Genomic DNA, 11,818 nt, shown 5'->3' with positions numbered 1-11,818 from the left:
CGGCATCTGCGGGCGATACGATCAGCGCGCCCGCATCCGGTTTGGCATAAAAGCTTTCACCGACCCCCAACAACATCGGCCAGCCCGAGACATCCATGCCCTCAGGCGCCGGGATACGCGCCATCGAGCGCCGGTGTGGTACGATCCCCTTGGGCGCGACCCCGGCCATGATTGCAACCTGATCGGCCCAGGCCCCTGCGGCATTGACCAAGATACGCGCACCAAAGCAGCCCTTGGGGGTCGTCACCTGCCACATGCCATTCTCGCGCCGGATCTGGGTCGCGGGCGCTGAAAAGTCGGTAACAGCGCCGCGCGATCTGGCCGCTCGCAAATAGGATTGGATCAAAAGATCGGTATCAATATCCTGTGCCAGCGTCCCCATCGCGGCCCAAGCCAGCCGCGCCGGATCCAGCGCGGGAAAGGCAGCAACCGCAGCTTCGGTTGTGATCTGCTCCATCTGCATGTCCTGGGCCTCGGCGGCGAAGGCTGCGTGATCCTCGGGTCCGGCCACCAGCATCACACCACGCGGCGACAAAACCCCGGCCTCGCGCAGCCCCTCGCCCGAGGCCAGGCTAAACGTGACAATCGGGGCCGGGCCATAGAATGGCTCGTAAAGCGCGGCAGAGCGCCCTGAGGCGTGATAGGCAGGCTGGGCCTCGGCCTCGATCAGGCGCAGACTGCCCAGGCCAGACAACTCGGCCGCGGCCGATACGCCGGCAATCCCGCCACCAATCACCAGAAAATCCGTCGTCATGCTTTTGCGCCCCGATCCAATTTGCAGCGGTGTGACCTGTTGTGCCGTGACCTTCAACAAATACCGACAGCAGGTTCAACCTTTTCCTGAAACCGTAAAGGCGCATTAGCGCGGGTCATTCCGTTGACACTGGTTTAGGTTCGCGAAGCTGACGCCCGAAGGAGACAGATCAATGACCAAAGCCAACCGCCCGCTTCTTTTGGCGATCTTGCTGCTCTCGCTCAGCTTGCGCCCGGTCATGGCTGTGCTTGGCCCGGTGATTGATCTGATCGAGGAGCATGCCGGGCTAAGCTCGGCTCAGGCGGGCCTTTTGACCACATTGCCCATTTTGGTGATGGGTCTGGTCGCTCTGTGCGGCTCTGGCGTGCGGCGACTGATGGGCGAGAAGCGTGGCATTGCGTTGGGGGCCTTCTGTTTGACGGTGGCCTGCGCAATGCGACTGCCCTTTCACAATGCGGCGGGAATGCTGAGCAGTGCAGTTCTGGGCGGGTTGGGCATTGCGCTGGTTCAGACGCTGCTGCCTGGCCTGATCAAGCGCCATTTTGGCATGTCGACGGGCACGGTCATGGCTCTTTATACCACCGGCATCATGACCGGATCGGCCTTTGGCGCGGCCAGCTCGGCGGATCTGACGCGGGTGCTGGGATGGCCCGGCGCGCTGGCCCTGTGGTCGTTGCCCGCGCTGATGGGGTTGCTCGTATGGTGGTGGGTTGCCCCCTCAACCCCGGTGGGGACGGCAAGTCACAGCGCAAACCGCAAGGTCTCGCTTTATACGATTGCGCGCGCCTGGCAGTTGATCGTCTTTTTCGGCCTGGGGACCGGATCTTATACTTTGGTGCTTGCCTGGCTGCCGCCCTATTATCAGGACCTTGGTCTGGGCCGCGAGGCCAGCGGCTATATGCTGGCAGGTCTGACCATCACCGAGGTCTTTGCAGGCCTTGCCATCGCTGCCCTGATCGGGCGCTTTCCCGACCGCCGGGGCCCGATTTTTGCGGTGCTGACCTGCCTGATGCTGGGACTGATCTTGTTGGTGGCGGCCCCGATCAGCATGGCGGTTCCGGCAATGGTGCTTTTGGGCATCGGCATCGGCATCGGCTCGGTCTTTCCTTTGGGCCTGATCGTGACAATGGACCACGCCTCGAACCCCGAAATCGCCGGTGATCTTGCAGGATTTGTTCAGGGCGGGGGCTATATTCTGGCCAGCGCGCTGCCCTTTGTTGCGGGTGCGATCAAAGACCATTTCGCATCCTTGACGCAGGCTTGGTATCTGATGATGGCGGGTGTGGTCATCATGGCGCTGGTAACGCTTGGTCTAAGCCGAGCCAGCTATGCCCGCTTTGAGGCGCGCACCTCCACAACGCGCTGACCGCCGCCCCTGCTTTTTCTGACCCCTGTTTTCCCGGTCTCTGCTTTTCCTGCACCCGCGCTTTTCCTGCGGGTTAGCGACCCGTGGCCATTCGCCCACGCACTCGGCCCCCCACGCCGCCGCCATCCCCCTGCCCCTGCCCCTGCGCGCGAAGGGTTGCGGGGCAAGGTCGCGCCAGACCAAACAGTTTCCGACAAACAAAAAGGGCCCCGTCATCGGGGCCCTTTTCTTACTCGTGTTCGCTTGTGGCTTTAGGCTTGCAGCGCGCGCACGCCCACTTCGCCTTCACCGCGCGATTTGATCGCGGCAACAGCGGCGATGCTGCCCGCTGCGGTGGTGAAATAGGGCGTCTTGCCGTAAAGCGTGACCGCGCGAATTTCGCGGCTGTCGGCAATGGCCTGCGTCCCTTCGGTCGTGTTCAGAACCATCGTGATCTCGCCGTTCTTAAGGCGATCCACGATATTGGGGCGACCTTCGTACAGTTTGTTGACCAGCTCGGTCTGAACACCAGCCTCGCGCAGGAATTCCGCCGTGCCGCGGGTGGCAATCAGCGTAAAGCCCATTTCGGTCAGATCCCGCGCGGCCTCGGCCAGCTCGGGGGTCTTATCGGCATCCTTGACCGAGATGAACACACGTCCCGAGCTGGGCAGCTCGACGCCCGCACCCATTTGCGCCTTCAGGAAAGCGCGTGCAAACGTACGGTCCCAACCCATCACTTCACCGGTCGAGCGCATCTCCGGCCCAAGCAGCGTGTCGACACCGGGGAAGCGGGCGAAGGGCAGCACGGCCTCTTTGACCGAGAACCAAGGCGTATTGGGGTCTGCCAGCGTCATCGGATCGGCGAAGGGCAGCGGATCATCCATGCCAACGCCTTCAGGATAGGCTGCGCGGGCGGGGAAGTTCGCCATCGGCTCACCGGCCATCAAACGTGCAGCAATCGACGCGATCGCGCTATCGGTCGCTTTTGCGACGAAAGGCACGGTGCGCGACGCACGCGGGTTCACCTCAAGAACATAGATCGTCTCGCCCTTGATCGCGAATTGCACGTTCATCAGGCCGACCACGTTCAAAGCAAGCGCCATCTTGACGGTCTGCTCTTTCAGCTCGGCGATGATTGCCGGGCTAAGGGTGTGGGGCGGCAACGAGCAGGCACTGTCGCCCGAATGGACCCCTGCCTCTTCGATATGTTCCATGATGCCAGCGACATGGACGGTTTTACCATCCGACAGCGCATCGACATCAACCTCGATTGCGCCCGAAAGATAGCTGTCAAGCAGCACGGGGCTGTCGCCCGAAACCTTCACGGCCTCACGGATATAGCGGTGCAGCTGATCCATGTCGCGCACGATTTCCATCGCGCGACCACCCAGAACATAGGACGGGCGGATCACCAGCGGGAAACCAATGCGGCCCGCGATTTCAATGGCTTGCTCATCGGTATGCGCAATGCCGTTGATCGGCTGCTTCAGGCCCAGATCATTCAGCAACTGCTGGAAACGCTCACGGTCTTCGGCAAGGTCGATTGCATCCGGCGTGGTGCCAAGGATCGGAATGCCTTCCTCTTGCAAAGCATTCGCCAGTTTCAGCGGCGTCTGGCCACCGAACTGAACGATAACGCCGTGCAGCGTGCCGTTTTCCTTTTCGATGCGCAGGATTTCCAGCACATGTTCAAAGGTCAAAGGCTCGAAATACAACCGGTCCGAGGTGTCGTAATCGGTCGAAACCGTCTCGGGGTTGCAGTTGATCATGATCGTCTCGTAGCCGACCTTCGACAGCGAGAAGCACGCATGGCAGCAGCAATAGTCGAATTCGATCCCCTGCCCGATCCGGTTCGGGCCGCCACCCAGGATGACGACTTTCTTACGGTCCGAAGGACGGGCCTCGTTTTCGACATCGCCCATCGCCGGGGCCTCATAGGTCGAATACATATAAGGCGTCTGTGCCTCGAATTCGGCGGCACAGGTATCGATGCGCTTAAAGACCGGGTGCAGTTGCAGCGCACGACGCGCCTTGCGAACAGCGGCCTCGGACTGCTTGCCAAGGGTCGCCAGACGGGCATCGGTAAAGCCCATCATTTTCAGGCGGCGCAAACCATCCACATCGGCGGGAACACCATTGGCGATCACATCGGCCTCGACCTCGACCAGCTCGCGCAGGCGCGACAGGAACCACGGATCGAATGCGGTCGCTTGCTGGATCTCGTCATCGCTAAGGCCGTGACGCATCGCTTGTGCGATCAGGCGCAGGCGGTCAGGGGTCTGGGGCGAGATTGCCTTGATGACAGCTGCCTTTTCCGGCGCGCCGGGGATCTCGATATCGTCCAGGCCGGTCAGGCCGTTCTCCATCGAGCACAGGGCCTTTTGCAGCGATTCGTGGAAGGTGCGGCCAATGGCCATAACCTCGCCCACCGATTTCATCGCCGTGGTCAGCTCGGCCTTGGAGCCGGGGAACTTCTCAAAGGCAAAGCGCGGGATCTTGGTCACGACATAGTCGATCGAGGGTTCGAACGACGCGGGGGTGACTTTGGTGATGTCGTTGTCCAGCTCGTCCAGCGTATAGCCAACAGCCAGTTTCGCCGCGATCTTCGCAATCGGGAAGCCCGTCGCTTTCGAGGCCAGCGCAGACGAACGCGACACACGCGGGTTCATTTCAATCACGACCATGCGGCCGTCAGCGGGGTTCACCGCCCATTGCACGTTCGAACCGCCGGTCTCGACGCCGATCTCGCGCAGCACCGCGATCGAAGCATTGCGCATCGCCTGATATTCGCGATCCGACAGCGTCAGAGCCGGTGCGACAGTAATCGAGTCGCCCGTATGCACGCCCATCGGATCGATGTTTTCGATCGAGCAGACGATGATGGCATTGTCGTTGCGATCGCGCACGACTTCCATCTCGTATTCTTTCCAACCCAGCAGCGATTCATCGACAAGAATCTGTGCCACGGGCGATGCGTCCAGACCCGAGCGGCAAATCGCCTCGTAATCGTCGCGGTTATAGGCCACGCCACCGCCGGTGCCGCCAAGGGTAAAGGCGGGGCGGATGATTGCGGGCAGGCCGATATCTTCAAGCGACTTCATCGCTTCGGCAACGCCGGCGCTGACATCATATTTGCCATTGGCCAGCTTCGGAGCCGAGATAATCGTCGCGCGTGGGTTTTCCAGGCCGATACGGTCCATGGCCTCGCGGAACAATTTGCGGTCTTCGGCCATTTCGATGGCCGCGCGCTGTGCGCCGATCAGTTCGACGCCATAACGGTTCAGAACGCCTGCATCAGCCAGCGCCAATGCGGTGTTCAGGCCAGTCTGACCGCCCATCGTCGGCAAAAGCGCGTCGGGGCGTTCCTTGGCAATGATTTTCTCGACGATTTCTGGGGTGATCGGCTCGATATAAGTGGCATCTGCCATTTCCGGGTCGGTCATGATCGTCGCCGGGTTCGAGTTGACCAGAATGACCCGGTAACCTTCTTCACGCAAAGCTTTGCAGGCCTGGGCGCCCGAGTAGTCAAACTCGCAGGCCTGGCCGATGACGATAGGTCCCGCGCCGATGATCATGATGGATTTGAGATCGGTTCTTTTCGGCATGGGATGTTCCTCGGGCGGTTGGCGGCTGATAAATCGTCCGGGGTTATAGCTATGGCTGAAAGACGCGCAAGTGCAGACACAGCTTTTCGGCAAGGAAAAACTGCGACCCCACGGCAGAATGCGAATTCATTTCGACTTTGACAAGCGCCGATAGAGCCTGCCCCGCGTCATGCCGGCAATCTGCAACTGCCCTGGGCCAAGCTGGCCAAAACCTCTGGGATCAGCGTGCAATGCCGGTTGACTTCCGGTCGTGGTTGCTTTCGACGGAACCAAGCTTTTGCGGCGCTGGAGGGGGGCTACGTTGTAATCGCTTCTGCGTCAGGCGGCCAAAGTAGGCGAATCCTTGGACGCACTTTCGCAGAGGCGATCACTGGAATTGTAAATAAAAACAAACTCGTTACGTTAGGCATACGCTAAAAAAAACAAACCACCACCTAAGCCTCACACGACAACTCTACTTTTTTTGCTTTCGTTGTAAACAATGATTACATTGAGCCGCCATGTTTCCCCCACCGGTTGAGAAATCCACAAATTTGCCCTCGGACGATTCATTGCAGTCTCGCGGCTATCATCATGGAAATCTGGCCGAGGCGCTGCTGCTGGCCACGGTCGAGGTGATTGCAGAATCCGGTCTGGAAAAACTTTCCGTGCGTGAGGTCGCCAAACGGTTGGGGGTCTCGCCGGGCGCGCCGTTTCGCCATTACCCGTCCAAGACCGCGCTGCTGACGGCTGTCGCCGAACAGGCATCGCAACTGCTCCGCCAAGCGGTTCAGGTCGCGATGGCCAAAGAGACTTCGGACGATCCGATTGCCTCTTTGACTGCGATTGGTCGTGGGTACCTAAGCTGGGCGATGAACAACCCTACGCATTTCACGGTGATCAGTTCGCGTCAGTTCATCGAATTCGAATCCTCGGAACTGTTGTTGCGCAACAATAGCGAGCTGCGTGCGCTGATGCTGCGGCTGCTGGCTGATGCGCAAAGCAAAAAGATCCTGCGTGCGGATGCCAACCCTGACCACATCATCCTTGGCGCGCGCGCCATCGTTTACGGCTTGGCGCGCATGGCAACGGATGGCCATATCGAGGATTGGCACCCCAATGAGGGGATCGTATCGGCACTGGATAATGCGATGATGGTCTATGTCAGCCATCTGCGCGCCCCCTAATCCTAAGGGGGCGGCGCGTTCGTACAAGGCATCCGGGCGGTCAGATCCGCGTCAGGCGTCGATGAAGCTGCGAACGAATTCGGTCGCCGGACGGGCGCGAATGTCCTGGGGACGGCCGATCTGCTCGATCCGGCCCATCGACATGACCACGACCAGATCGGCCAGTTCCATCGCCTCTTCCTGATCATGGGTCACAAAGATCGATGTCAGCCCGGTCGAATCGTGAATGTCACGCAAACCGGCCCGCAACTCCTTGCGCACCCGCGCATCCAGCGCGCCAAAGGGCTCATCCAACAGCAGCATGCGCGGCTCGATGGCCAAGGCGCGGGCCAGGGCCACGCGCTGGCGCTGGCCGCCTGACAGCTGGCTGGGATAGCGCTTGCCGATGTCGGGCAACTGGATCAGCTCAAGCAGCTTGTGGACACGGCGGTCGATCTCGGGGCCGGTTGGGCGGGTCTTGCGCGGTCGCGCCCGCAGCCCATAGGCGATATTTTCAAAGACCGTCATATGGCGAAACAAGGCATAGCTTTGAAAGACAAAGCCCGCGCGTCGTTCCTGCACCGTCAGCCCGGTCGCATCCTGGCCATCAAACAGCACCCGCCCCGAAGTGGGAAATTCGAGCCCGCCCAGAATGCGCAGCAGCGTCGTCTTGCCCGAGCCCGAAGGCCCCAGCAGCGCGACCAGCGCCCCCGATGGAATCTGCAAGCTGACTGGCATCAAGGCCGAGGTTGCGCCAAAGCTTTTTGCGATTTCGTCGATTTCGATATGCATCTGCAAACCTTTCATCTGGCGTTTAATGACGACGCGCCGAGGCAAGCTGATCGGCATAACGCCATTCCAGCAACGTCTTGAGCAGCAAGGTGACCAGTGCCAGTGCCGCCAGAACTGCGGCCATACTGAAGGCCGCAACCGACAAATATTCGTTATAGGCCATTTCGATGGCGATCGGCATGGTGGCGGTCTGGCCCCGGATCTTGCCCGAAACCACTGCAACCGCACCGAATTCACCCATGGCGCGCGCGTTACACAACAAGACGCCATAGAGCAGCGCCCATTTGATATTGGGCAAGGTGACAGTCATGAAGGTGCGCCAGCCCGATGCCCCCAGGGTCAAGGCGGCTTCCTCTTCGACGCGGCCCTGTTCGACCATCACCGGGATCAGCTCGCGGGCGACAAAGGGAAAGGTCACGAACATCGAGGCCAGCACAATCCCCGGCAAGGCAAAGATCACCGGATAGCCCATGCCAACAAGCCAGCCCCCGATCAGGCTATTGGTCCCAAAGAGCAAAATCAGCGCCAGCCCCGCCACCACGGGCGATACGGAAAAGGGCAGATCGATCAGCGTGATCAAAAAGGCTTTGCCGCGAAAGTCGAACTTGGTGATGGTCCAGGCTGCGGCAACCCCGAAAACCGCGTTCAACGGCACCGAGATCCCCGCGACAAGCAAGGTCAGCCAGATCGCGGATCGCGCCTCGGGCTGGCTCAGCGAGTCAAGGGCGGCTTGGCCCCCTTTTGCCAGCGCCTCGGCAAAGACCAACATCAAGGGCGCGACTACCAAAAGTGCCAGCACGGCAAGGCAGATGATGATCAGCGCGATGCGAACGGGGCGCCGCTCTTCGGTGACGGGCTGCCAGGTTGGGGCAAGGGCAACGGGGTCGAGTGAGGTCTCAGACATTGCCAATTCTCCGTCTGCTCCAGATCTGGATAAGGTTGATGACCAGCAGCATCGTGAACGAGATGGCCAGCATCGCGATCCCGATGGCCGAGGCACCGCCATAGTCGAATTCCTCGAGGCGGATGACGATCAACAGCGGGGCAATTTCGGTCTTGAGGGGAATATTGCCCGCGATAAAGATGACCGAGCCGTATTCTCCAACGGCGCGCGCCAGCGACAGGGCAAAGCCCGTCAGCGCAGCCGGCATCAGCATCGGCAAGATCACCCGACGCAACGTATAGCCACGGCTTGCGCCCAATGTGGCCGAGGCCTCTTCGACCTCACGTTCGATCTCGGCGATGACCGGCTGAACCGTGCGCACCACGAAAGGCAGTCCGACAAAGATCAGCGCAATCAGGATACCCCATTGCGTATAGGCAATCTTGCCCGAGAAATGCAGGCCAAAGGGGCCAAGCAGGGTATTTCCCAACGGCGCCAGATAAGCCTTGGCAAAGCCGCCAAAAAGACCGTTCGGCGCATAAAGCGCCGTCAACGCGATGCCTGCCACAGCCGTCGGCAGGGCAAAGGGCAGATCGACGATCGCATCGACGACCCGCCGGCCGGGAAACTCATAGCGCGCCAGCACCCAGGCCAGTACCACGCCGAAAATCAGGTTGAATGCCGCCGCAAACAGCGCCACGCGAAAGGACAGAAACAAGGCTGCCCAGACACGTTCAGTATTGACCACTTTCCAAACAGCGCCCGGACCAAAGCTGAACCCTTGAACCAGCAGCGCCGCGATCGGCAACAGCACGACCAGCGACAGCATGGTCAGGGTGATGCCCATGCCAAGGCCGAAGCCTGGCATGGGGGATTTCTGTACTAGCGCCCTCATCAAACGACCTCGCCTTATTTCGCCGTATAGATCTGGTCGAAGGTGCCGCCATCGCCGAAATGCTCGGCCTGCGCTTTGCCCCAGCCGCCGAAATCGGCAATCGTCACCAGGTCAAGTTCCGGGAAACGCGCCACATCAGCGGGATCGGCCTTGGATGTGTCCCAACCGCGGTAGAAATTCTTATAGATGATGGCCTGCCCCTCGGGCGAATACAGAAAGTCGAGATAGGCTTTGGCCAGCTCGCCCTGTTCCGGCGAGGTGATGTTTTTATCAACCACGGCCACCGGCGGCTCGGTCAGGATCGAAACCGAAGGTGCGACGATGTCGAATTCGCCCTCGCCCAGCTCGGCCAAGGCCAGATAGGCCTCATTCTCCCAGGCAAGCAGCACATCACCGATACCGCGCTGGGTAAAGGTCGTGGTCGAGCCGCGCGCCCCGCTGTCCAGAACCGGAACGTTCTGATAAAGCTTGCCGACGAATTCCTTGGGATCTTGGTTGTTTTTCTGCGCCCAGGCCCAAGCCGCCAGATAGTTCCAGCGCGCCCCACCCGAGGTTTTCGGGTTGGGTGTGATCACCTCGACCCCGTCCTTGACCAGATCGCCCCAGTCCTTGATGCCCTTCGGGTTACCCTCGCGCACCTGAAACACGATGGTCGAGGTATAGGGCGAGGAGTTATGCGGCAGGCGTGATTGCCAATCGGCAGGCAGCAGCCCCTTGGCCGCGATCTGATCGATATCCGCGCCCAGCGCCAGCGTCACGACCTGAGCGGGAAGCCCATCGATCACCGCACGCGCCTGCGAACCCGAACCACCATGGGATGCCTCTAGCAAGGGGGCCTCATGGCCCTCGGTCTTCCATTTGGCCGCGAAAGCTTCGTTGACGGCGCGGTAAAGTTCGCGCGTGGGGTCATAGCTGACGTTCAGCAACTTGTCGGCCGCGCTTGCGCCGTGCCCGGCCAGAGCCAGACCAAGCGCCGTCATCACCACCGCGGCACGTCCGCGCAGACCGCGCAATCTTAGGGTCTTGCCGAAGAAAAGATCAGTGCCGTTCATTTCCACATCCTTCCTGCTGTTCCTATCAGGCGGCGGCTTTTGATCCCGCGACCCTTATCCGTCGCAAATATCGACAGTGTTAGTCGTAATTAGCAAGGAAAAAATTACGATAAAGTCACTAGACTTTAAGTCTTTCTGATTTCACTGCCGCAATCAGGAAAATTTACCTTGATCCCCATTCCTGTCGGGAAACGGTTCGCATCATCGCAACCAGATAGGCCGGATCAGAAGAATATTCCCGCGAATCGCAAACGCCGCCCCAGTGTGGGACGGCGCTTTCAGGTTCAGGTCATGGATTAAAGCGGTGCTGCGGCGACTGGGCCAGCAAGATCACTTGCCCGCCAAGCAATCCTCAAGCTTCATGGCCAGTGCCTCGGCACGTGCGGTCATTTCGGCCAAGGCCTCGGCGACATGCGGCGGCACGATCGGGACTTCGACTTTGGGAGGGTTGGCTTTCAGTCGGGCGACCTCGCGTTCGGCGGCCATCGCGCGATCTTCAAGGGCCGAGGTGCGGTCTGCAAGCATGAGCCCGGTCAGCAACAACAGGCGCGGCTCGGGCATCCGTCCTGCCTGCGACAGGATCTGCTGGGCTTCTGTATCCAGCATACCGGCGGCACGCTTCAACAGACGTTCTTCGCCCTCCTGACAGGCCACGACATATTGCTTGTGCCCGATGGTGAATTCGACCTCAGCCATTCTTAGCCCCTCTCGCTTTCTTGCGCGTGTTGCACCTGCTCAACACCGTTGCTTGCGGCTGGTTGGTGATGCGGATCGGCGTCATGCCTTTGCGGGCGTGGCGTACCGATCATGCGATCCAGCGCATCAATGATGCCCGTGATTCGGCCGATTTCGGCGCTGCGCACGGAACGCAGGGCGTCAAGTTCAGCCTCGAGTGCCGCGCGAATATCATCAGCCTGTGCGCCACCACTATCGGCGCGCGACAACAGCTGGCGATTGGCCTGGGTCAGTGCCTCATTGGCAGTTGCCAGCGCCTCGGCCTGCGCACAAGCCGCGCTCAATTGCTTGTGCATCTCATCAAGCTGGGCTTGCAGCTCGGCCTGACGGGCCAAAGCCCCCTCATAGCCCTTGCGCAGCTCATCCTGCTCGGCTGCCAGCGCCTCTAGCACCTCATCGTCGGATAACGATCCAGAGGTTTGCGGCGCAGCAGCGGGCTTGCTCAGCGCCTCGGCCGTGCGGGAAATGGCGTCATCGATCCTGTCCAAGGCCGCATTCAGACGTTGCTCGCTGGCGGTCAGGTTACCGATCATGTCTTTGCGTCCTTTTCAGTCATTGCCAACTTTTGGCATCCCAAGACCCTCATGACAAGGTTGCGATGAAATCCGAGGC

Annotated in this window: 10 protein-coding genes; 2 read left to right on the top strand and 8 right to left on the bottom strand. The window is 60.4% G+C overall.

The window, feature by feature from the left end; translation table 11 throughout:
- Positions 1-754, bottom strand: a 754-nt coding sequence (locus RTS12_RS05015; RefSeq protein ID WP_312526098.1) for an FAD-dependent oxidoreductase, incomplete at its 3' end; no start/stop codon positions are given.
- A 172-nt stretch (positions 755-926) separates the two neighbouring features.
- Here RTS12_RS05015 and RTS12_RS05010 point away from each other — a divergent pair.
- The gene (locus tag RTS12_RS05010; protein ID WP_312526097.1) at positions 927-2,120 is read left to right on the top strand and encodes an MFS transporter; all 1,194 of its coding nucleotides are present in this window, start codon (positions 927-929) and stop codon (positions 2,118-2,120) included.
- A 251-nt stretch (positions 2,121-2,371) separates the two neighbouring features.
- Here the strand turns inward: RTS12_RS05010 and carB are convergent, their stop codons facing one another.
- A complete protein-coding gene (gene carB / locus RTS12_RS05005) occupies positions 2,372-5,704 on the bottom strand; it encodes a carbamoyl-phosphate synthase large subunit (RefSeq protein WP_312526095.1) in 3,333 nt (1,110 codons plus the stop codon).
- Between the two features lie 500 nt (positions 5,705-6,204).
- Between carB and RTS12_RS05000 the strand changes: the two genes are divergently transcribed.
- Complete coding sequence (locus RTS12_RS05000) at positions 6,205-6,870, top strand: TetR/AcrR family transcriptional regulator (protein WP_312526094.1); 666 nt, start codon at positions 6,205-6,207, stop codon at positions 6,868-6,870.
- A gap of 51 nt (positions 6,871-6,921) precedes the next feature.
- On the opposite strand, the gene RTS12_RS04995 is transcribed toward RTS12_RS05000, so the two are convergent.
- The 6 genes from RTS12_RS04995 to RTS12_RS04970 all read right to left on the bottom strand — a co-directional run bounded on the left by RTS12_RS04995 (position 6,922) and on the right by RTS12_RS04970 (position 11,739).
- A complete protein-coding gene (locus tag RTS12_RS04995) occupies positions 6,922-7,641 on the bottom strand; it encodes a sulfate ABC transporter ATP-binding protein (RefSeq protein WP_312526092.1) in 720 nt (239 codons plus the stop codon).
- Positions 7,642-7,663: 22 nt separating this feature from the next.
- Entirely contained in the window at positions 7,664-8,545 is an 882-nt protein-coding gene (gene cysW, locus RTS12_RS04990) for a sulfate ABC transporter permease subunit CysW (protein ID WP_312526090.1), read from the bottom strand.
- Positions 8,538-9,419 carry a sulfate ABC transporter permease subunit CysT gene (gene cysT / locus RTS12_RS04985; protein WP_312526088.1) on the bottom strand — a complete coding sequence of 294 codons (882 nt, stop codon included), beginning with the start codon at positions 9,417-9,419 and terminating at the stop codon, positions 8,538-8,540. Before cysT ends, cysW begins: the two co-directional genes overlap by 8 nt.
- A 14-nt stretch (positions 9,420-9,433) precedes the next feature.
- The gene (locus RTS12_RS04980) at positions 9,434-10,399 is read right to left on the bottom strand and encodes a sulfate ABC transporter substrate-binding protein (protein ID WP_312526102.1); all 966 of its coding nucleotides are present in this window, start codon (positions 10,397-10,399) and stop codon (positions 9,434-9,436) included.
- Between the two features lie 402 nt (positions 10,400-10,801).
- Complete coding sequence (locus tag RTS12_RS04975) at positions 10,802-11,167, bottom strand: cell division protein ZapA (protein WP_312526086.1); 366 nt, start codon at positions 11,165-11,167, stop codon at positions 10,802-10,804.
- 2 nt (positions 11,168-11,169) lie between these two features.
- A complete protein-coding gene (locus tag RTS12_RS04970) occupies positions 11,170-11,739 on the bottom strand; it encodes a hypothetical protein (RefSeq protein ID WP_312526084.1) in 570 nt (189 codons plus the stop codon).
- Positions 11,740-11,818 lie beyond the last annotated feature (79 nt).

Origin of the sequence: Paracoccus sp. (in: a-proteobacteria) (assembly GCF_032007265.1) — a bacterium.
In the GTDB taxonomy this organism is placed as follows: domain Bacteria; phylum Pseudomonadota; class Alphaproteobacteria; order Rhodobacterales; family Rhodobacteraceae; genus Paracoccus.
This window is presented reverse-complemented; position numbering and strand designations above follow the sequence as displayed.